The following is a 21,969-nucleotide window of genomic DNA, read 5'->3' on the forward strand; positions in this document are numbered from 1 at the left end:
CCTGGCGGGGGTTGCTGCGCCGCAGGTCCAATGACGAGGAAAGAGAGCGAAAAGGACACCGAACGTCCGCACTACTATTCTCAGTTCTGGCTCGATGTCGCCGCCGGACGCCGGGTGATCGGCAGCTCCAAGACCACCGAGGAGAGCGAGACGGGTGAGCGGGGCGAACGCGACTCCCAGGAGTCAGGGGCAGCACGAAAGCCGGCTCGCGGCAGCCACACGTCCAGCAGCGAAAGCCGCGAGCGTGAGGAGCTTCGCGCTTCTCAGGCGGAAACGCTGACAGCTAAGGCCCGCCAGCCCGAGGTCACGGCGCCCGCGGCTCCTCCTGAGACGGCTTCCTCTGAGGAAATTACTGTCCCCGAGGAGGAGATTCCGACCGCTGAGGAGGAAGAGGAGAGCGTGGAGGCCGACCTTGAGGATGAGGAGCTGCTAGAGGAAGAGTCTCTGGAAGCCACTCCAGAGGAGGAGGAATACGAGGAAGAGGAGGAGCTAGAGCCGGACTTCGAGGAGGAGGAGTTTTTCGAGGATGAGGAAGAGGAGGAGGATGAGGACCTCTGGCCCGGCGGTAAAGGGAAGAAGAAGCAGCCAAAACCCGGTCGCCAGTCTAAGCCCGCGAAGCGCTCAAAACGCGAGACGCGTCGCGGTTACTAGCTAGACAGCCTGCGATGATGCGCTGCGCTGGATGCCAGTCGGACTGGAGCAGTAGCTAACAGAGGAAATTGTTGATCAGCCTCTGTGTTTTGGGGGAACTTGTTCACCGCTGTCCCAGTCCGATCCCAGCCAGGAAAAGCCAGGAGCCAGTTGTCTGCTCCTGGCCTTTTTGTTGATCACTAGCCGCTTCGACTACGCCGAGCCGCCACCGCTCGCCGAGCAGCAGCTGTTCAACCCTCGGCTCCTCTCAGGCCATATCAGGGATAGATGCCGCGAATCTGAGTGGCCTCAGCCACTCGTGAGATGGCCAGCATATTGGCCGCCAGCCGCAGGTCACAATGGTACTGTTCCGCTTTTTCGGCCACCGCTGCAAAGGCCCGATTCATAATGATCTCTAGCTTCTGAGTGATTTCTTCAACTCCCCAGAAAAAGCTCTGGAGATCCTGCACCCACTCGAAGTAGCTGACCGTGACGCCACCAGCATTGGCCAGAATATCCGGAATGACAACGACACCCCTGCGTCCGAGAATCCTGTCCGCCTGGGGCGTTGTCGGGCCGTTGGCAGCTTCAGCAATGATCTGCGCCTGGATACGACCGGCATTGGCCTCGGTGATGACCCCTTCGGTCGCCGCCGGGATCAGGATATCACAGGGAACTTCCAAGACCTCCTGGGGGCTGATCTGCTGAGCTGCCGGGAAACCAACCACGCTGCCCCTTTCCTGCTTATGCCGGAGCACAGCGGCAGGGTCCAGTCCGGCCTCGTTGTAGATACCACCCCGGGTATCGCTGACCGCCACGATCTTGCAGCCTTCGTGATGGAACAGACGGGCAGCAATGGAGCCAGCGTTGCCAAATCCCTGAATGCTGACGCGCGCCCCTCGCAGCGGCATGCCAATCCGGCGCGCCGCCTGACGTGTGACAAAGAGCACGCCCATCGCGGTAGCGTCGTTGCGCCCCTCGCTCCCTCCAATAGAGAGTGGCTTGCCAGTGACAACGGCGGGAATGGAGAAGCCCTCGTGCATCGAATAGGTGTCCATAATCCAGGCCATGACCTGGGGATTGGTGTTGACATCGGGCGCTGGGATATCGCTGTGAGGGCCGATAATGATCGAAATTTCAGTCGCATAGCGGCGCGTCAGCCGCTCCAGCTCGCCTGGACTCATGGCCTTGGGATCACAGATGACTCCCCCTTTGGCTCCGCCATAGGGAATACCCACCACCGCGCACTTCCACGTCATCCACATGGCCAGCGCCTTGACCTCGTCCAGGGTCACATCAGGACTGTAGCGAATGCCACCTTTGGCAGGCCCGCGATTCACGTTATGCTGTACGCGATAGCCGGTAAAGGTCTTGATCCGGCCATCATCCAGGCGTACAGGGAAGTTGACTGTCAGCTCGCGCTTGGGCTTGCGCAGAATCTCTCGCATATCCTCCGAGAGATTGAGCCGATCGGCAGCCTCCTCAAACTGCTGAACAGCCATTTCATAGGGGTTAATACGGGTCTCGCGAGAGGACTTCACGTCGTTGTGCAGGTCCACGTTCTTGCTCCTTTTTCCGTATTTTACAGCTGAAAGCAGCTGATGCAGCCAAGGCTCAGGAATCGCCCAGCCAGCCTGTTCCGGCCCAGCAGCCAGGTGACTGCCAGAGTCGGTCAAGCTCGCTCAGGCCGTGGGCGCCTCATCAAGCTTGGCGCGCAAGAGTTGCTGGACAAGATCGGCTTTGGCCTGGCCACGGGTGCGCTTCATAATCTGGCCGACCAGATATTGGGCGGCGTTGGTCTTACCCGAGCGGTAATCAGCCACGATCTTAGGGTTCGCCTCAATGACTTCAACGATGATGCGCTCCAAGGCTTGCGGATCAGTAATCGGTGGCTGGATGCCCTTGCGCACCACGATGGTCTCTGGCAGCTCACCACTGACGAAGGCCTCATCGAGAACCTCCTTCGCCTGCTTGCCAGTGATGCGCTGACGATCGAGCAGATCCAGCAGATTCACCAGCGCCTCTGGCTTCAGTGGGCAAGCTGCGGGAGCGATATCATGCGCATGGAGGAGGCGAACAACCTCGCTCAGGAGCCAGTTGCTGGCTGCGCGGGCCCTGGCCTGGCGATCCTGGACCTGGGAAGAAAGAGCCATGACCTGATCGAAGTAGTCGCCCAGAGCCTTCTCTTCTGTGAGAATATCCGCATCCTGAGCCGAGAGGCCATAGTCGCGCTGATATCGCAGCCGGCGCGCATCGGGCAGCTCTGGCAGGCGCGCACGCAGTTCCTCCACCCATGCACGACTGATCACCAGCGGCGGCAGATCCGGCTCAGGGAAGTAGCGATAGTCATGCGCATACTCTTTGCTACGCTGCGGCACCGTCACGCCTCGACTCTCGTCCCAACCACGCGTTTCCTGCTGAATGGTCCCGCCAGCTCGCAACACCTCAATCTGGCGATGAGCTTCATATTCGAGGGCCTGCTGCAGGGCCTTGAAACTATTCATGTTCTTGATCTCGGTTTTGACTCCTAGCGTCTGCTGTCCGCGGGGACGGACCGAGATATTGGCATCGCAGCGCAGGCTGCCCTCCTCCATACGCCCCGAAGAGACTCCCAGGTAGACCAGAATCTCGCGCAGCTTCTGCATATAGAGCCGCGCCTCCTCGGGACTGCGCATGTCCGGCTCGCTAACGATTTCGATAAGGGGTGTACCGGCGCGGTTGACATCAACCAGGCTGTAACCGTCTCGATGCAGCAGCTTGGCGGTATCTTCCTCCAGATGAACGCGCGTAATACCGATGCGCCGCACCTGCCCATCATGCTCAATCAGCAGATAGCCATTGCGACTGAGTGGGAGATCATACTGGGAAATCTGGTACCCCTTCATCAAGTCAGGATAGGGATAGTTCTTGCGGTCGAATTTGGAGTATTCGGGAATGCTACAGTTGAGGGCCAGCGCCGTCATAATGGTGTAGGCCACAGCCTGCCGATTGATGACCGGCAACACGCCTGGCATCCCCATGCAGACAGGGCAGACATGGGTGTTGGGAGCGGCGTTGGCGTAATCAGTGCTGCAGGAGCAGAACATCTTGCTCCGCGTGGTGAGCTGAGCATGCACTTCGAGACCGATGACAATCTCGAATTCGGTGGCAACCTCGGTATGAGCAGGTACAGCCATCTTTCCCAACCTTCCTGAAAGCTTCTTCAGCGTCACTGTCACCCGTTAGTCTAGCCCTTTCCCCTGGATTCGTCAACTGGGTAGCCGTGACAGGCCCAGCCAGGGCTTCGCTGATGCCCGAGCAGGCCGCCAGTCCCTTGCTTCGGGACAAGCAGGAAAGAGGAGTCGGAGTCCTTGCCAGATACGGATGACTCTGGTATACTGAAGTCACCAACATCGTGGGACGTCTTGCGCTGAAACGCAAGCTTCCCTCGATAAATCCAGGAAATACCTTTTGTACTGCTTCGCACGAGAGGACTGTTGCTGAGATTCATAGGCACGGTGCCCTCCTCTTACAGAGAAGAGGAGACGACGCGCTACCACGACGAGGCACACCAGCGAGCGGATGAGGAGAATGACCACCTATGTCCCTGATTAATATGGCCAAACGCGAGATCATTTGTAAGCTCGTCTACTATGGCATTGGTCTGTCCGGCAAGACCACTAACCTGCACTATATTTATCAGGCAGTCGATCCCCGCGATGTGGGTGAGATGGTCTCGATCGATACCGAGACAGAGCGTACCCTCTACTTCGATCTGCTGCCGTTGGAACTGGGCAAGGTCAATGGCTTCTCAATCCGTTTTCAGCTCTACACCGTGCCCGGTCAGGTGCTCTACCAGCAGACGCGGATCTCGGTGCTGAAAGGGGCCGACTGCGTGATCTTCGTGGCCGATTCCCAGGCCAGCAAATTGCAGGAAAATATTGAAAGCTGGAACGAGCTTCAGGAACAGCTCCGCCGCATGAACAAGAATATTACCGAGTTCCCGCTGGTGATGCAGTGGAATAAGCGCGACTTGCAGGATATTCTACCAGTATCGGTGCTGGAACAGTATTTGAACCCGTACCGCGTCCCTAGCTTCGAGGCCGTCGCTGTCACAGGCTACGGCGTGATCGAATGCCTGCGCGTCGCCATCAATGCGACGCTCCGCCGCCTCGAACGCATCTAGTCCAGCTTGCTAGCGGTGCGCGCGCCTACGCGCTCGCTCGCTTCGCTCTCCTCCCGTGGCAAGGAGTCGCCGCTTCTCCTCTGACTGGCAGGATGGCCCGACCTTTTTTTCAGCAACTCTTTCTCCCCGTGCCTCTTCCGCCATCTATGTAGAGCAACTTTGTTCCTGTCTTACTCGTTGTTCATCGACGGTTTTCTGTGTATAATACGGCGAAACCTGGTCTGGTTATCTTCTCCCTCTCTACGAAGGGAGATTTGGCCTTTCCCCTCTTTGCGGATGAAAGGCCATCACTGCGAGGCGGCCCAGGCAAAGCACCGGGCCGCCCGCTGGATCGATCGACTGTCTCGCTGCGAGGTTCTTATGGAGACTATCCGTGTCATCATCGTTGATGAGCAGCCGCTGTTCCGCGAAGGAATTCGCTATACGCTTGAGCGCCTGGGCCATTGCACTGTTGTGGGCGAGTCGACTAACCCCGCCGAGATTCTGGCGCTGGCGCGCGAGCCGGGAGCCGAGGTGATCCTCCTCGACGCTGGCCTCAAGAGCACTGACGCTCTTGAGCTGGCCCGCCAGCTCCGCCAGCTGGCCCCTCAGATGGCCATTGTGATTCTTACCCCTTCCGAGGATGAGGAGCGCCTCTTTCAATCGATCAAGGTGGGCGCCGCCGCCTACTATACCCGCAATATTTCATCTGAGGAGTTGATCGAGGCCGTGCAGCGCGTGAATCGCGGGGAGTATTTGATCAATGACGAAGTGCTCGCCCGGCCTCAGATCGCCAGCCGTGTCTTGCAGTCGTTGCGCGAGCTGCCGGCGGCCTCTCACGATGGTGCCGCTGAGAGCGACGGCAAGGAGAGCTATTCCCCGCTCTCCAGCCGTGAAATCGAGATTCTGGACTACATTGCCCGTGGAAACAGCAATAAGGAGATCGCTAAGTCTTTGAAGATCAGCGATCAGACCGTGAAAAATCACATTACGTCGATCCTCAAAAAGCTCGCGGTTAACGATCGTACCGCCGCAGTGGTGCATGCTCTGCGCCACGGCTGGATCAAGATTCAGGATACGTAAAGCCAGCGCAGAGAGGGAGGAGGTCGCAGGCAGCACTGAGCCAAGCAAACTTGCTAGGTCCACAGACTGAGAAGCACTTTGCCGTTCCGGGCATCAAGAAACAGATAAAAGTCGTAGCTTGAGCGCGGGAAGGGTGTGGGATCAACTGAGGCATCGGCGGGCTGCAGCGGTACCTGCTCGTAGATGATCATCCAGGCCGGAGCATTTTCAATCTGGGCCCGATTGCTGGTGTGCGGAATGTAGGTGAGGAGGACATAGCGTGCCAGGACCTTCTTGGCTTCGCTGGCTACCTCTGGCTCCCACTGGCTGGCTAGTAGAAGAGCCTCTTCCTGGCTAAGACTGGCCGGCTGGGAGGGTGTACCAAGAATAACGCCAGCGGTGTAGAGGGCGGGCAGCTGGACCGCCGAGGTCTGACTGGTCTGGGCCAGATGGGGAACAAGCAGCCTCAGCCCTCCTTGGGGGTGTCTGAGCAGGAGGATAAACCAGCCCAGACCAATCACCAGCAGAAGCGCTCCGACGAGGCCGCTGATCTTCCAGGTACGCGATTGGATACGCTGTCGCCGCTTCATGCTGATACCTTTTCTCCTTCCTCTGAGTAGATGCACCTGGCCTGCTGCCTGTACGGTTCTGACGAGCTGATCAGCTATGGCTCGCTTGCCACTAAACCGGCTGGCTGGTCGACGACTGACTCGTGGGCCTGGCGCTCGCCGCCTCGCTCAAGCATCTGGTCCGTCCAGTATTGCCAAGTATAGTCGAAGATGCCTGGCCAAGACAAGCCTCTCACAGCGGAGGGAAGGCGCAGCCCTCAAGGCGATATGCCATAATGAGAATGAGAAGAGGAGCAAGAAGCCAGCTTGAGTCTGTCTATGGTTTACAGGCCCGGCGCTGCCAGACCTGCGCCTGCAGGGCCTGACGAGCGGAGCGAGAACCCAGGGCGCAGACTGGGACCTCCTCTTGCCAGCTGTGGTACCCTGAAACAAGCCTTGCCTTGCGGCAGAAGGTCAGCCCAGGTGGCTTTTGGCTTCCTGCCGGGTCACGGGCTAGCGATAACGAGAGATAACAACATAGCCCACAGGCCAGTCCAGTAAGCGAAGAAAGGGAGCTTGATTTCCGTGAAAGTATTCGGACGCATGACCGTTTTCCCCATCATGCCCGCCCGGATTAGCCGCCTCTATGAGCTTGCTTACAATCTGTGGTGGAGCTGGCACCCCGAAGCCAGCACGCTCTATAGCACGCTAGATCCCGAACTATGGGAGGCGGTCGGTCATAATCCTGTCCACTTTCTGAGCGAGGTGCGACCACAGTATCTAGAGAAGGCCGCTCATAATCCCCAGTATCTGCAGGTCTACGATCGTGTGCTGGCAGAATTCGACCGCTATATGCATCCAGCTCCGGGCAGCACCTGGTTCGCTCGCACATATCCAGAGCTGGAGCAGTGCGTCATTGCTTACTTCTCGGCTGAGTTTGGCCTGCACGAGGCTCTGCCCATCTATTCCGGTGGCCTGGGTATCCTGGCAGGCGATCATTGTAAGGAGGCCAGCGATCTGGGCCTGCCGCTAGTGGGAGTAGGCTTCCTCTACCCCCAGGGCTACTTCCGGCAGAGCATCACTCGCGAGGGTATTCAGGAGGCCTTCTACGATAAGCTGATCTTCTCCCAGGTGCCAGCAACTCCGGCCTGCGGCCCCGATGGCAATGAGGTCCTGATTAGCGTTGATCTGCCGGGACGGCGCATCCATGCCAAGGTCTGGCGCGTCCAGGTCGGTCGTATTCCACTCTATCTGCTGGATACCGATGTCGAACCGAATGCTCCCGCCGATCGTGAGCTGGCGGCCCGCCTCTACGGTGGCGACCGCGAGATGCGCATTTCTCAGGAGATTGTATTGGGCATTGGTGGAGTGCGCGCTCTGCGCGCTTTGGGCCTTTCTCCGGCGGTCTGGCATATCAATGAGGGACACGCTGCATTCCTGAATTTGGAGCGCTGCCGCGAGTTAGTCGCCTGCGGGCTGACTTTCCGCGAGGCACGCGAGGTCGTGGCCGCCAGCTCCCTCTTTACGACTCATACGCCGGTGCCAGCGGGCAATGATACGTTTAGCTATGATCTGATCGACAAGTATTTCAATACCTACTGGGGTCAACTTGGTCTTTCGCGCGAGCAGTTTCTGGAGGTGGCTCGCGAAGATCATGGCTGGGGTCCGACCTATGGGATGACAGTGCTGGCCCTGCGCTTGACCGGGCAGCATAACGGGGTGAGCAAGCTGCACGGCGCGGTCTCGCGCCGGATGTGGCAGTTTCTCTGGCCGGGCGTCGATCCCGATGAGGTCCCTATCGATTCGATTACTAATGGTATCCATACCCTCTCCTGGGTGGCTCCTGAGATGAACGCTCTCTTCCAGCGCTACCTAGGGCCGGATTGGGCGGAGCACGTCGATGAGCCGGATCTGTGGAATCGTGTGCTGGAGATTCCCGATGAGGAGCTGTGGCAGGTGCATTTGCAGCGTAAGCGCTTGCTGATCGACTATGTGCGTCGACGCTTAAAACAGCAGCATCTGCGCCTGGGCGAGGGGCCGCTGCAGATGGCCGAGTTCGAGCGTATGCTTGATCCCGAGGCTCTGCTGATTGGCTTCGCCCGTCGCTTTGCAACCTATAAACGGGCAACGCTGATCTTCCGCAATCCGGAGCGCTTGAAGCGCATTATGAATAATCCTGAGCGTCCGGTACAGATTATCTTTGCGGGTAAGGCCCACCCCGCCGATGAGCCTGGTAAGGCCCTGATTGAGCAGGTTTATCGGATCTCGCGTAGCGACGATTTCCGCGGCAAGGTGATCTTCCTGGAAAACTACGATATTGATATGGCACGCTATCTGGTAGCAGGGACCGATCTCTGGCTGAATAACCCGATTCGCCCCCACGAGGCCAGCGGCACCAGCGGCCAGAAGGCGGCTTTGAATGGGCAGCCTAACTGCAGCGTTCTCGACGGTTGGTGGGCCGAGGCCTACAATGGGCGCAACGGCTGGGCCATCGGCGAGGAGCGCGAGTACCACAATCCCGATGTTCAGGATGAGGCCGACAGTCTGTCGCTCTACGCTCTCCTGGAAGGGGAGATCATCCCTACCTACTATGAGCGCGATCTGGCCAATAGCGGTCTGCCTCATCGCTGGATCAGCTATATGAAAGAAGCCATCCGCTCCTGTGCCCCTCACTTCAGTACGCGACGGATGGTGAAGGAATACACGACACGCTTCTATGTACCCCAGATTCAGCAGGGCCAGCGGGTCGAGCAGAACGCCTACGAGCTGGCCCGCGCACTGGCTCAGTGGAAAGAGCGCATTCAGCAGCGCTGGGAGAGCCTGGCTCTCTACGTGGAGGGACGCCGCGAGGGTCAGCTCAGCCTGGGCGAGACAATCGAAGTACGGGCCTGGGTGCGCGCGCCAGAGATTACACCGGATGATTTGCTGGTCGAGCTGGTCTATGGCGAGAGCGGGGACGGTGAGCAGGTCACTAATCAGCGGGCTATTCCCATGCAATATCAGCACCAAGAGCAGGACGGCTCGTATCGCTACGAGGCCCGCTTCCAGCCAGAGGAGAGCGGCAGTCTGGTCTATGGGGTACGTGTGCTGCCCAATCATCCCTTGCTAGCGGGTAAACATGATATGGGGCTGGTGCGTTGGGCTTGAGCGTTGGGAGCTGAGCCAGCAGTCTGGTTGCTTGTTTGTCCATGAGAACGGGCGGCGCAGGCACTGCCGCCGGAGGAGAATCCGCCCTACGCCATGATAAGCATGGATATGAAACTCTTTCAACCCATCAGCATTGGGCCGCGAGAGGCGCGCAATCGCCTGATTTTTGGGAGCCACACGACTAACTTCGCCCGTCATCATCTGCTGAGCGAGCAGCATGGCGACTACTACGCCAGCCGGGCCGAAGGAGGTGTCGGCAGCATCGTGCTGGAGGAGCACATCGTTCACACCTCCGATTTCCCGTACGAGGCTGCCCTGTTTGGTTATTTGCCCGAAACGCCAGCGGCCCTGGCCAAGGTGAGCGCTCGCCTGCGTGCTGCCGGGGCGCTGACCCTCGTTCAGCTGAACCACAACGGTCAGCAAGGAGTGAGTGACCATCATCAGCGCGAACTGTGGGCGCCCTCTGCCGTACCTGATGTGGCCACGCGCGAGGTTCCCAAGGCGATGGAGCTGGAAGATATTCGCGCTGTGATCGCCGGTTTCGCCCTGGTCGCTCAGCACGCTGTGCGCGGCGAAGCCGATGGGGTAGAGCTGCAAGTTGCCGATCGCTCGCTGCTGCGTCAGTTTTTGTCACCGTTGACCAACCAGCGCAGCGACGCCTATGGGGGATCGCTGGAAAACCGTCTGCGCTTCCTGCAGGAGACCATTGAGGCCGTGGCCGCCGTCCTGCAGGGGCGCTATATACTTGGGGTCCGCCTCTGCGTCGATGAGCTGGCACCGTGGGCTGGTCTCACGCCAGAGCAGGGGGTCGAGATCGCCCGCCGCTTGGCCGAGACAGGTCGGGTACACTACCTGACGGTAACGATGGGAAGCATCCTGAGTACCCACCTCTTTCCTTTCCACGCCTCCATGCACGTCGCCCCAGGCTATGCAGTAGCGCTGGCGGCAGCCGTGAAGGAGGCAGTTTCGCTGCCTGTTTTTGCCGCCGGTCGCATTATGGATGCCGAGCAAGCGGAGGCAATTGTGGCGGCAGGCCAGGCCGATGGCGTTGAGATGATCCGGCCTCTGATCGCCGATCCCGCTTTGCCGCGTCTGACTCAGGCGGGCAACGCAGAGCGTGTACGACCCTGCCTGGCCTGTAACCAGGGTTGCCAGGTACGTGGCCTGCTCAATGTCGCCCTCAGCTGTAACGTCAACCCCGATGTGCTGCATCCCTGGCCTCCTTCCATTGCTCTGCTCACCGAGTCATCCGTGGGAGGCCGCCAGAGCCAGGACTGCCAGGTTTCTCCAGACAAGACCCCCTCGCTGAGCAGAGCCTTTGTTGTGGTAGGGGCAGGTCCGGCAGGATTAGAAGCGGCACGCACCGCCGCTCTGCGCGGGCGGCGGGTGGTAGTGTTCGAGCGTGAGTCGGAGCCAGGTGGAGCGGTGGCCCTGGCCGCACGGGCGCCGGGACGCGCTTCACTGCGCCGCATCATCGACTATCTGGTGGACGAATGCCAGCGTCTGGGAGTCGAGCTGCAGACCGGCATAGCCGTGAGCGCCTCCTGGCTCCTGGAGCAGCGGCCTGGGGCGGTGCTTGTGGCTACAGGGGCGAAAGCGGGCCAGGGTCTGCTGGCGATTCCCGGTCATGGCCTCCCCCATGTGCTAGACGTGCGCCGCATTCTGCAGGGTGAACGCGTGACTGGGGCTGGCCAGCGCGCCGTCGTGATCGATGAGACGGCTTCACATGGCGTGCTCTCGACAGTGGAGCTGCTCGCCAATGAGGGATGGCAGATCGAGATTGTGACCGAAGACTGGTATGTCGGGCGCGATCTGGTCGCTACCCACGATCTGCCGGCCTGGCTGGGACGGGTACTCCCGCGCGGCGTGGTCATGACACCTCATACCAGCGTTGTGCGCATTGAGCCTGGGCAGGTGATCGTGCGTGATCGCTTCGCCCTGGCAGAGCGCGCCTTGCCCGCCGACATGGTGGTTCTGGGAGTCTATGAGCAGCCCGATCAGGATCTCTATTTTGCTTTGAAGGGGCGCCTCGCTCGTCTGCGCCGCGCTGGCGATTGCATTGCACCTCGTCGCATTGAGCAGGCGATCGCTGAGGGGCGCCAGGCTGGCCTCTGGGCCTGAGCGTCAGCAGCCAGCCCATGCATGAGCGTAGCAGAGAGCAGGTAAGCATGCGCCTGAGCAGCACAGGAGGGTCCGCCCATGGCAGGCCAGTTTCAGTATTTGTTTACGCCGCTGCGCATTGGTACAGTGGTCATACCCAATCGCATCGTCTTCGCCGCTCATTTGACGAACCTGGCCGAGGAGAATCAGCCCGGCCCGCGCTTGATTGCCTATTATGTTGAGCGTGCTCGCGGCGGCTGCGGCTTGATCATTACCGAGGAGCAGTCGGTTCATCCCAGCGACTGGGCCTATCAAAAACTGATTCACGGCTTCGATCCCCAGGTAATCCCCGCCTATCGCCGCCTGACACGCGCCGTTCACGACTACGGGACGCGCATCTTTGCTCAGCTGAACCATAACGGCATGCAGGCGAGCAGCATCTACTCGCGCCGCCCCGTGCTCGGCCCTTCCCCTCTGGTCGACCCGATCCACCGCGAGATGTGTAAGGAGATCGAGGCCGAGGAGATTGCCGAGATCGTGCGCAGCTACGCCATGGTGGCTCGTCATGTGCGCGAAGGCGGTTTCGATGGGGCCGAATTGCAGGCCTCGCATAGCTCCCTGATCCGTCAATTCCTCTCCCCTTACTACAACCGGCGCCGTGACGCTTACGGTGGCTCATTAGAGAACCGCCTGCGCTTCGTGCTGGAGGTCATCGAGGCCATTCGCGCCGAGGTCGGGCGCGATTTCCCTTTGGGAATTCGCCTCTGCGGCGATGAGTTGATCCCCGGGGGCCTGACCTTCAGCGATGTACGCGAGATCGCTCTGCGCCTGGAGGCTACTGGCCAGCTTGACTTCATTAATACAAGCATCGGTGAATTCCATAATCTCTATATGGTTGAGGGGTCGATGCACACACCGCCCGGCTACCAGCTCTTCGTCTCGGCAGGACTGCGCGAGGTCGTACAGCTGCCGGTCTTCTGCACCGGGCGCATCAAGGACCCCGTTCAGGCGGAGCGTATTCTGCGCGAAGGGCTGGCCGACATGGTCGATGTAGTGCGCGGCCAGATTTGTGATCCTGCTTTCGCCCGCAAGGCGCGCGAGGGACATAGTGAGAGTATCCGCCTCTGTATCTCTTGCAATCAGTATTGCATCGGACGGATGGGGCTGAATCTCAGCCTGGGCTGTATCCAGACACCGGCTACAGGGAACGAGCTGCGCTTCCGTCCCCTATCCTCGCGGCCCGTGATGCGAAGCGCCGTTCGTCGTCCGCGGGTGCTTGTGGTGGGCGGCGGGCCAGCGGGCATGCAGGCGGCCAAGGTGATTGCTCAACGCGGAGGCCAGGTACGTCTGTATGAGCGCCAGCCAGAGACTGGGGGCCAGATCAACCTGATTGTACGGGTGCCCAGTCGCGTTGAGTTTGGCGATGCCGCGCGGAATCTGCAGCGCGAGCTGGCCGAGGTGGATGTTGAGGTGATCACAGGCACCGAGGTCGACGCCGACTTCATCCTGAGAGAGGAGGCAGACGCGGTGATTCTCGCCACCGGCTCCCGCCCTGGGCCGGTCCCAGTACCAGGCGGCGATCTGCCCCATGTGGCCAATCCCTGGCAAGTGCTTCTCGGAGAGAAAACTGCGGCTGCCGGCCAGCGCGTTCTGATCTACGATCAGGTTGGCTTCCACCAGGCGACAAGTGTGGCAGAGCTGTTAGCCGAGCGCGGCTGTCAGGTTGAAGTGGTGACGCCCCAGTTTTACGTCGGCGGCGATCTCAGTGTGACCCTGGATATCGAGCTGTGGTATCGTCGCATGCTTGCTCACGGGGCGATCTTCACTCCTCATCATTATCTGGCGGCCCTGCAGCCCGGCGGGGCGACCATTGTCAATAACTATACCGGTCAGGCCCGCACTATTGAGGACCTGGCGTTGGTGGTCGTAGTCGCTCCCCAGGTAGCCGATGAGGCCCTCTATCAGGACCTCAAGGGTCGGGTTCCTCACCTTTATCGTGTAGGAGACTGTCTGGCGCCGCGACGTGTGGAGCATGCTATTCTCGACGGTGAGCGCGTCGGGCGGGCACTGGCGCTAGAGGGCCTGAGCGCTGTCGACAGTGCTTGAGGCCTCAGCTCCAGCGGCCCCAGCTTGTGGCCCTCCGAGCAGGTTCGAGGCTTGTCGATTTCGCGCGAGATGCTACAATACAGGGAAACCCGCTGTGCTGAACCCAGGGTGCCAGGAGCTCAGGTTTTGCCTGGTTCTTGCCCGCCGGCAGTCGCCGGTCTTCAGCCAGCGGTGAGCGCTAGGCCAAATGCTGTTTGTGGAGTAGGTATGTCTGTTGAGCGTTCTTCCTTTTCGTCAGGAGAGCAAGGGGAGCCGGCCCAGGCTGCCGGGTCGTCTCCGTCTCATGTCGCTGCTCAGCTGAGTGCTGGTCTCAATGCCAGCTATCTGATGGAGCCGCCTGCCCGGCGTGCGAGCGTTCCTCCTCTGCCTCCAGAACGGGCCTTGGGCCTGGCCTGGCTCTATAGCGCGCTCCTCAGCAATGGCAGGCTACTCGTTTGTCTGGATGAGACAGCGACCCCTGTGCAATGCTTCTATCCGCATATCGACGGTGGTCCACATGTGCGTTCCCTGCTCCAGGGAGTCCAGGTCGAGCGGGAGGAGCAGGCGCCGCAGGTGAGCTGGCTGGCCGAAGAAGGCTGGTCGCACGAGCTGGGTTATCTGCCATCCAGCGCCGTGGTCAGCGCTCGCTCGGAGCAATCCGACCTCGGGCTGCTTATTGAGCGTCGCCTCGCCGTCCATCCCGAGCACGATCTGCTAGTGGTTGAGCTGCGCCTGACAAATACGGGGCCGGCTCCTCTGCGCTGTAGTCTGCTCACCTACGCTGCTATTGACATCGATCTGCGTCCAGGGGGCAACTGCGCCTGGTACGATCCAGAGACGGAGCTGCTGACCTTCTTCCATGCTGATCGCTATCTGGCCCTGGGCAGCGACTGGCCCGTGGCCGATTTTGCCTGTGAACAGAGCCGTTGCGGGATCGTTGACACAGCCTTCCAGATGGCCGCTGAGCAGCGCTACAGCCGCCAGGAGTTTGCTGTTGGTCAGGTGGCGGCGGCCCTGCGTCACAATATCGGGGAGCTGTCTCCCGGGGCCAGCCACAGTGGGGTCCTGCTGTTCTCTTTCGGTCGCCAGCTAGAGGCCGTGCGTACGGTCCTGATTCAGCAGCGACACAACAGCGGTCAGTTGCTTGAGGAGACGCTTGTCTATTGGCGCCAGCGCTGCTTACGCTTCGCGCTCAATGGTATAGAAGATGAGATTAGTCGGCTCTACGAGCGTTCGCTCATGGTGCTCCATTTGTTGAGCGACCAGGAGACGGGGGCCATCATCGCCGCGCCGGAGATGGACCCGACCTTCCGCTCAAGCGGGGGATATGGTATGTGCTGGCTGCGCGATGGAGCCTATAATGCCTATGCTCTTGATGTGGCCGGCGAGCATGAACGTGCCCGAGCCTTCTTTAACTGGGCTTTGCGGACGCAGGAGGCTGCTGGCTGCTGGTACCAGCGCTATGATACGCAGGGGAACCTGGCACCAACTTGGGGTCTGATTCAATTTGATGAGATCGGCCTCTTTGTCTGGGCCTTGGGCCAGCACGTGGAGTTAACCGGGGATATAGAGTACGCGCGCCTAGCCTGGCCAGCGCTCAGGCGGGCCGGAGACTATATGTTACGCGAGCTGGACCCGGAGACAGGCCTGGCTCCGGTCACGAAGGATCTGTGGGAGGAGTTCGACGGGATCAGTACCTATGCCTGCGCCACGACCTGGGCCGGTTTCGCCACCCTGGCCCACCTTGCCACGCTCCTGGGCGACGAGGCTGAGATGCGGCAGTGGCAGGAAGCTGCCGCGCGCTTAAAGCAGGCTATTGAGCAGCATCTGTGGAGTGAGTCAGCAGGGCACTTCCTACGCGGTGGACGCTTGAAAGTGGCTCCGCTGGAAGATGACGAAACGACAGCCCTGGCAGCCGATGAAGTAGCAATCACGATCCGGGGTCGACGCTGGCGCGCCCGCCGTAGCGATCCGACACTCGATATCTCGATCCTGGGGCTGGCGGTTCCCTGCGGCGTCTTTGATCCGACTGATCCCCGGCTGCAGGCCACAGCCAGAGCTATTGCCGAGCGGCTGCGCAGTCCTGTCGGTGGTATTCTGCGTTACCAGGGAGATAGCTATCGCGGCGGCAACCCCTGGATACTGTGCACCCTTTGGCTGGCCTGGTACGAGGCACTGACGGGAAACCTTGCTGAAGCCGAGCAGCTCTATCGTTGGGCCGTCGAACATCGTACTGCCCTCGATCTGCTGGCTGAGCAAATCAGTCGCCAGGATGGCCAACCTTGCTGGATTATGCCACTTGGCTGGTCTCACGCCATGTTTGTGCTGGTTACCCAGGTGCTCAGAGCAAAGGGCCGGCTCCAGGCTCCCGCGCCTGCGGGAGCTTGAGAGAACAGGCGAGTCTGGTCAACAACGAATGTTGTCGACTATGCGGCGCTCATGCGAGGTGAAAGCGTGGCCGAACTCTGGGTCGTGCTACAGGAACAAGATGGCCTGCCCCCTGAGTACAATCAGGAGGTGCTTGCTGAGGCACAGGAGCTGGCCAAACAACATTCAGGCAGATTGCAGCTTTGCGCAGTGCAGCTGCGCGCTCCTCTTCCTACTGCTACCGAGAAGAGCACGGAGCCGTTTTTCAAGAGCATCGTGCCTGAACGCTTTTATGTGCTGGAGCATCCCTCCCTGGAGCGTTACACAACTGAGGGCTATGTTGCGGCGCTGAGTTGGCTCATCCGAGCGCATACGCCGGCGTTGATCGTAACCAGCGCGACGGCCAATGGCCAGGACTGGGCCCCACGCCTGGCAGCGCAGCTCGGGTTACCCTTTGTGGCGCGCTGCCTGCGTTTTGTGCTGGAGCAAGATACCCTACTGACGCTGCGGGCCTTGTACGGCGGCCGGGCTTACGTCCAGACTCGTACCCGGCTGGGACGGCTGCCAGCGCTGGTGACCTTTGCACCGGGCACGCGGGGAACACCGTCGGCAAGCCGTTCGCAGCTGGGGCGTTCACCGGAGCCAGAGGTGCTTCGCTATCAGCTTCCGCTTGCCATTGAGGAGCAAAGCCCGCGTCTGCAGCATCTTGGGATCGAGGCCCCGGCAGCAGAGGAAGTAGAGCTAGAGGCAGCGGAGAAGATCGTTGCCGGCGGTCGAGGTGTTGGCCGCGAGGGGTTTGCCGAGCTTGCCACCTTTGCTCGTCTGCTAGGTGCCGCGGTGGGAGCCAGTCGCGTAGCGACCGATCGTGGCTGGGTTGAGCCAGAGCGCCAGATTGGAGCGACTGGCAAAAGCGTCAGCCCAAGACTTTACATTGCCTGTGGCATTTCAGGCGCAGCTCAACACACCAGCGGCATTCGGGAGGCCCAAACCATCATCGCCATCAACCCCGACCGCAACGCCCCGATCTTTGCGCTGGCCGATCTGGGACTTTTAGGCGATGCCAGAGAGATTCTGCGACGCGCCATCCAGCTGCTACAAGAAGAGTCGGTAGGGGTCTAAGCGTTTCAATTCAGTCCTCTACTGCTCTTTTTACCTTCCTGTCTGATCTGGTCTGACCTGATTGAGCTGTCTGGCCGGCTGATTGCCAGCGTTCTTTCTGGTTTTGCCAGTCACCAGGCGGAATGGATACAATATATCAAGCCAGGAGCAACACATCCTGACGATTCACGAGAAGCGAGGAGCAAGACATCGCCATGAAAGCTGTGCAATTTGCTCGTTACGGCGGACCCGAAGTTTTGGAACTGCGCGAGGTCCCGGACCCTGTTCCCGCAGCAGACGAAGTGCTCGTCGACGTGAAAGCAACGACAGTTAATCGTCTGGATCTTTTTCAGCGGGCTGGCAGCAGACCGGTGCCCAACCTGCCTTACACGCCAGGTCTAGAGGCGGCGGGTGTGGTAGTCGAAGACAGCAACGGTTTCAAGGCAGGTGAGCGCGTGCTCACCACGCGGGCGCCGGAGGCGCGTGGGGGTGGTGGCTATGCCAGCCGGATCGCGGTGCCTGCCTCCCACCTGGTACGCATTCCCAATGAGGTCACTTTCGAGCAGGCGGCAGCAGCCGGTCTGGCGGCCTCGACGGCCTGGGCGGCGCTGTTCGACCTGGGGAACCTCAAGGCAGGTGAGCGCGTGCTCGTATGGGCGGGCGCAAGTGGAGTCGGGACGTGGGCCATCCAGTTCGCCAGACATGTCGGTGCCTGGGTCACCACGACAGCCAGCAACACGGAGAAATCCGAGACACTGCGCCGCCTGGGAGCCGATATGATCGTCAACTATCGTGAGGAAAAGGTCGGTCAGGTAGTGCGCAATGCTCACGGCGTCAACCTGGTCATTGAATTAGTCGGTACCACCCTACAGGATAGCATCGATGCCTGCGTGAACGACGGACGTGTGGTGCTGATCGGCAACCTGGGCGGCCAGCACTCTACTGTTGACACACAGTCCTGGCGCCTCAAACGAGTGAAGGTCATCGGCGGTGGCACCTTGCGCACTTCGCCCGCCAATGAGCAGCGCATTCTGCAGCTGATTGCCGAGAAGGCAGTCTCGCCGATCATAGCGCGCGTTATGCCGATCAACGAGGTGGCCGAAGCTCATCGCCTGTTAGCGGCAGGTGAGGTTACTGGCAAGATTGTCCTCCTGCACAGCTGAGTCACTATCGGCAAGGGAAAAGAGGGAAGCTGGTCCGGAGCATAACAGATCTGTCCCCAGCATCGTCTGCTCGACCTGCTCCAGGCCGGCCCTCCCTCCAGTATGCTCAGGTCCTTCTACGTAGCAGCTAGCAATCTGGCTATGGACAGCACAACGCGGCAAAGGAGCGTGCTCCGAGGCTATGCCAGACCAGGTTAGCGCGAGCTGATCGCGAAGCAGCGGTACAGGCAGTACAGCAGTACAGTGTGTCGACGAAAGCTGAGACGAAGCAATGCATGCGCAGCAGCAGTTTGACGTGATCGTTGTGGGTGCCGGGCCAGCGGGAAGCAGTGCAGCGCTGGCGCTGGCACGCGCCGGTTTGCGCGTGGCTCTGATCGAGCGCGGCGAGTATCCCGGTGCGAAAAATGTCTCTGGAGCGGTCTTCTATGCGCCTGGTCTGCTGGCTGAACTGCTCCCTACTTTCTGGGACGAGGCCCCTTTCGAGCGCTATATCACGCGCCGAGTACTGACCTTCCTGGGAAAGGAATCCGCCTTCTCACTCGACTTCCGCACCCGCCATTTCGCTATCCCTCCTTACAATGGGGTGACGGTTCTGCGCCCCAAATTTGACCGCTGGTTGGCCAGCAAGGCTGTCGAGGCCGGCGCGCTGCTCATTACTTCGACAGTGGTCGATGACCTGCTCTACGAGGGAGAGCGCGTTATCGGGGTTCAATGCCGGCGTGACGACGGGGTCCTCTATGCCCCCGTGGTCATTGCTGCTGACGGTGCCAATTCCTTCCTGGCCAAAAAAGCTGGCCTGCAACGGGAGTTTTCCGCCGAAGAGATGAGCCTGGGCGTCAAGGAGGTGCTCCGCCTGGGAGAGCATGCGATCGAGGAGCGTTTCAATCTGACGGGTGATGAGGGTATGGCCAGCGAGTATGTGGGCGAGGCCACTGGCAGCGTCAAAGGCGGGGCATTTCTGTATACCAATCGCGACACACTCTCGCTCGGGATCATCGTCCAGATTGCCTCGCTGGCTCAGGAGCGGGTCAGACCCTATGAGTTGCTCGACCGCTTCAAACAGCACCCAGCGGTCGCCCCTCTGGTGCGCGATGGTGTGACACTGGAGTACTCGGCCCACATGATTCCCGAAGGAGGCTGGCAGCTTGTCCCCCGCCTGGTACGCGCTGGCCTGCTGGTGGCTGGCGATGCTGCCGCCCTGGTCTTCGCCGCAGGCATTTTTCTAGAAGGCATGAACTTCGCTGTGGCTTCTGGCCTGGCCGCCGCTGAAACGGCGCTTGAGGCTCACCGACATGGGGATTTTTCTACAGCGACTCTCATGGGCTATCGGAAACGCCTGGAGCAGTCTTTTGTGTTGCAGGACCTGCAGCGCTTCCGCCTGACCCCCGCCTTTGTGAATAACGAGCGTTTGCAGAATCTTTATCCTGAACTGTTGTGTCAGGCAGCTGAACAGGTCTTTCGCTCGGAGGGCAGGCCACGCAAGAAGCTAGGGTCAACGATCCTGGCGACACTACGCAGCAAGGTCTCGCTCTGGACCCTCCTGCGCGATGGATGGCAGGCGGGGCGCGCGCTCTTCTTTTAAGAAAAAGAATCCAGCGAGGCGCGCTTTGCCTTTCCTGCTCTGTTCGTTAGTGCGCTTCAGGAGTGCATGGAGTAGACGTGACTATGCAACAGATAGCATCTGAGCCAGTGCTGATGCAACCTATCGAAGAACGGCTAGAACTGGTGCGTTTCAAGGTCGATAAGAGGCCACACATTCGCGTTCATACTGAGGCCTGCCGAGGCTGTGACCTGACTCCCTGTGTCTATGTCTGCCCTGCGGGACTATTCGAGATTCTCGGGGGGGAGATGCATTTCTCCTACGAGCATTGCCTGGAGTGCGGTACGTGCTATGTGGCCTGCGAGCGCAAAGCCATCGAGTGGGATTATCCCCGCGGAGGCTGGGGAGTCAGTTTTCGAGCCTCATAAGAGGCTCTCCAACTCAGACTGGATCACAGCACAGGGAAGGTCCACCCAAAGGAGAGACCATGCGCATCGCTGTCTGCCTAAAGCAGGCTCCTGATTGTAGTTCGGTCTATGTTGATCCCATCAGCGGCGAGGTCGATACGGAGCGCTTCGTCCAGACGTTGAATGCCGCTGATGCTTGTGCCCTGGAGGCGGCCCTGCGCTTGAAGGAGCAATTAGGAGTAGGGTCAGTTTTTGCGCTCACCCTGGGGCCAGGCGAGAGCGAGGAGGTGCTGCGCGTCGCTTTAGCAATGGGAGCTGACACTATCGAACGCCTCTGGCATCCGAGCGCTGCTGATTGGGGGCCCTTGACGATTGCAGCCGCGCTGGCAGCGCGCTTGCGCGCTGATCCTTCCTTGCCCGATCTGATCTTTTGTGGAGAACAGAGCAGCGACTGGGCCTCTGGGACAGTGGGGCCAGCACTGGCGGCCTACCTGGGTTTGCCCCAAATTACGGGCGTGATAGGGCTGGAGGCGCACCAGGATTCTGGCCAGCTCCTTTTACGAGTCACTCGCCGTCTAGAACGCGGCTACCGCGAGCGGCTACTGGCCAGGCCTCCCGTGTTGCTCACTGTACACGAGACACTCAACGAGCCGCGCTATCCCTCTTTGCCTGCCCACCTGGCAGCGCTACGGGCCACGATCACTGTGCGCGACCCGCTGAGTCTGCCCCAGTTTGCCGCTGATTTCGAGGCAGAGGAGACAACCATCGTTGAGGTACGTACGCCACGCCCGCGCCCACATCGCCTTCCCATCCCCGATAGTCAGCTGAGCCCTTTTGAACGCATCGGAGAGATTATCACCGGTGGCACGTCTCGACGGCAAGCTCGCCTGGTCGAGGGATCGCCCGAAGAGCTGGCCCATGAGTTGATGCGCTTTCTGAAAGAACGAGGCTTTGTCTGAATAAGCGGTTCGGCTACCTGCCTAGCTGCAGCAGAGTGCGAGCACGCTGCAGCCGATTAGCTGCTGTCCTGGTAGAGCACTTGCCCCACCAGGACAGCAGGTCCTTTTCTCTCCCAGGGTCGGCTCCAGCTCAGGGTGCAACTCCCAGGCCCTTACGGATGAGAAGCGCCATTGGATAATAGCCGGCGTCCTGTCCTATGGGCTGACGCTGCCACCACCAGGCCCAGATGCGTTCCGCTGCCAGCACCGGGTTGAAGTGCGCCCCCGGCGGCGGATTGTCCCCATAGCTGAGCCACAGCAGCGGCCCTACTCCAACATAGGGAGCCGGCGGTCCACATCGCTGCTTCGCGCTGGGAATGCAGGGAGGCGGCATGTAGCCTTGATCCCACCACGAGCGCATCTGGTACTCATGATAGAGATAGTCGCCGTTGGGGCCAGCGTATTGCTGCTGGAAGCCATTGGCAATACTATCGCCACCCGCAATGATCACGGGTATGCTCTTGGCTGTTGCCGGGCAGCCATTGGGGTACTCCAGGCAGACATTGGGGTAGTCACGCAGATACCAGATAAGTGGCCAGGTTGCATCATCGGTGAGTCCGATGGCGAGCTGATGACGACCTCCATCCAGCTTGCGATCCAGCTCCTCAATCTTGGCCATCACCGTGTTCACATCCATCGTCGTCTGCACATAGATCAGCATCTCATGCGGCGCATCCGCC

Annotated in this window: 15 protein-coding genes and 1 pseudogene; 12 read left to right on the forward strand and 4 right to left on the reverse strand. The window is 60.2% G+C overall.

The window, feature by feature from the left end:
• Nucleotides 1-30: 30 nt before the first annotated feature.
• Nucleotides 31-651: a hypothetical protein gene (locus KTAU_RS00600; RefSeq protein ID WP_151726564.1), complete on the forward strand. Its 621-nt coding sequence runs from the start codon at nt 31-33 to the stop codon at nt 649-651.
• Nucleotides 652-908: 257 nt separating this feature from the next.
• Here KTAU_RS00600 and KTAU_RS00605 read toward each other — a convergent pair whose 3' ends face one another.
• Together KTAU_RS00605 and gatB are read right to left on the reverse strand one after the other, a co-directional pair.
• Nucleotides 909-2,132 (reverse strand): Glu/Leu/Phe/Val family dehydrogenase, encoded by a 1,224-nt coding sequence (locus KTAU_RS00605; protein ID WP_151727627.1) that lies wholly within the window; start codon nt 2,130-2,132, stop codon nt 909-911.
• 180 nt (nt 2,133-2,312) lie between these two features.
• Entirely contained in the window at nt 2,313-3,806 is a 1,494-nt protein-coding gene (gene gatB / locus KTAU_RS00610) for an Asp-tRNA(Asn)/Glu-tRNA(Gln) amidotransferase subunit GatB (RefSeq protein WP_151726565.1), read from the reverse strand.
• Between the two features lie 404 nt (nt 3,807-4,210).
• Between gatB and KTAU_RS00615 the strand changes: the two genes are divergently transcribed.
• Nucleotides 4,211-4,795, forward strand: coding sequence for a GTP-binding protein (locus tag KTAU_RS00615; RefSeq protein ID WP_052888601.1), 585 nt, complete (start codon nt 4,211-4,213; stop codon nt 4,793-4,795).
• 360 nt (nt 4,796-5,155) lie between these two features.
• Nucleotides 5,156-5,857 carry a LuxR C-terminal-related transcriptional regulator gene (locus KTAU_RS00620; RefSeq protein WP_151726566.1) on the forward strand — a complete coding sequence of 234 codons (702 nt, stop codon included), beginning with the start codon at nt 5,156-5,158 and terminating at the stop codon, nt 5,855-5,857.
• 53 nt (nt 5,858-5,910) lie between these two features.
• On the opposite strand, the gene KTAU_RS00625 is transcribed toward KTAU_RS00620, so the two are convergent.
• Complete coding sequence (locus KTAU_RS00625; RefSeq protein ID WP_151726567.1) at nt 5,911-6,426, reverse strand: hypothetical protein; 516 nt, start codon at nt 6,424-6,426, stop codon at nt 5,911-5,913.
• 561 nt (nt 6,427-6,987) lie between these two features.
• On the opposite strand from KTAU_RS00625, the gene glgP reads away from it, so the two are divergent.
• The 9 genes from glgP to KTAU_RS00670 all read left to right on the forward strand — a co-directional run bounded on the left by glgP (nt 6,988) and on the right by KTAU_RS00670 (nt 21,250).
• The gene (gene glgP, locus KTAU_RS00630) at nt 6,988-9,531 is read left to right on the forward strand and encodes an alpha-glucan family phosphorylase (protein ID WP_151727628.1); all 2,544 of its coding nucleotides are present in this window, start codon (nt 6,988-6,990) and stop codon (nt 9,529-9,531) included.
• A 108-nt stretch (nt 9,532-9,639) separates the two neighbouring features.
• On the forward strand, nt 9,640-11,652 hold the full coding sequence (locus KTAU_RS00635) for an oxidoreductase (protein WP_170292953.1): 2,013 nt from the start codon (nt 9,640-9,642) through the stop codon (nt 11,650-11,652).
• Nucleotides 11,653-11,730: 78 nt separating this feature from the next.
• Nucleotides 11,731-13,737 (forward strand): mycofactocin system FadH/OYE family oxidoreductase 2, encoded by a 2,007-nt coding sequence (locus tag KTAU_RS00640; protein ID WP_151726569.1) that lies wholly within the window; start codon nt 11,731-11,733, stop codon nt 13,735-13,737.
• A 207-nt stretch (nt 13,738-13,944) separates the two neighbouring features.
• A complete protein-coding gene (locus tag KTAU_RS00645; protein WP_151726570.1) occupies nt 13,945-16,104 on the forward strand; it encodes a glycoside hydrolase family 15 protein in 2,160 nt (719 codons plus the stop codon).
• Between the two features lie 66 nt (nt 16,105-16,170).
• On the forward strand, nt 16,171-17,202 hold the full coding sequence (locus KTAU_RS00650) for an electron transfer flavoprotein subunit alpha/FixB family protein (RefSeq protein WP_170292954.1): 1,032 nt from the start codon (nt 16,171-16,173) through the stop codon (nt 17,200-17,202).
• Between the two features lie 194 nt (nt 17,203-17,396).
• The gene (locus KTAU_RS00655; protein ID WP_151726572.1) at nt 17,397-18,344 is read left to right on the forward strand and encodes a quinone oxidoreductase family protein; all 948 of its coding nucleotides are present in this window, start codon (nt 17,397-17,399) and stop codon (nt 18,342-18,344) included.
• 271 nt (nt 18,345-18,615) lie between these two features.
• Nucleotides 18,616-19,926, forward strand: a complete 1,311-nt coding sequence (locus KTAU_RS00660; RefSeq protein ID WP_151726573.1) for an FAD-dependent oxidoreductase — start codon at nt 18,616-18,618, stop codon at nt 19,924-19,926.
• Nucleotides 19,927-20,009: 83 nt separating this feature from the next.
• On the forward strand, nt 20,010-20,312 hold the full coding sequence (locus KTAU_RS00665; protein WP_228026262.1) for a ferredoxin family protein: 303 nt from the start codon (nt 20,010-20,012) through the stop codon (nt 20,310-20,312).
• Between the two features lie 59 nt (nt 20,313-20,371).
• Nucleotides 20,372-21,250 carry an electron transfer flavoprotein subunit beta/FixA family protein gene (locus KTAU_RS00670; RefSeq protein WP_151726574.1) on the forward strand — a complete coding sequence of 293 codons (879 nt, stop codon included), beginning with the start codon at nt 20,372-20,374 and terminating at the stop codon, nt 21,248-21,250.
• A gap of 130 nt (nt 21,251-21,380) precedes the next feature.
• Here the strand turns inward: KTAU_RS00670 and KTAU_RS00675 are convergent.
• Nucleotides 21,381-21,969, reverse strand: a pseudogene (locus KTAU_RS00675) (hypothetical protein); the annotation flags it as partial.

The organism is Thermogemmatispora aurantia, assembly GCF_008974285.1.
Lineage (GTDB): Bacteria > Chloroflexota > Ktedonobacteria > Ktedonobacterales > Ktedonobacteraceae > Thermogemmatispora > Thermogemmatispora aurantia.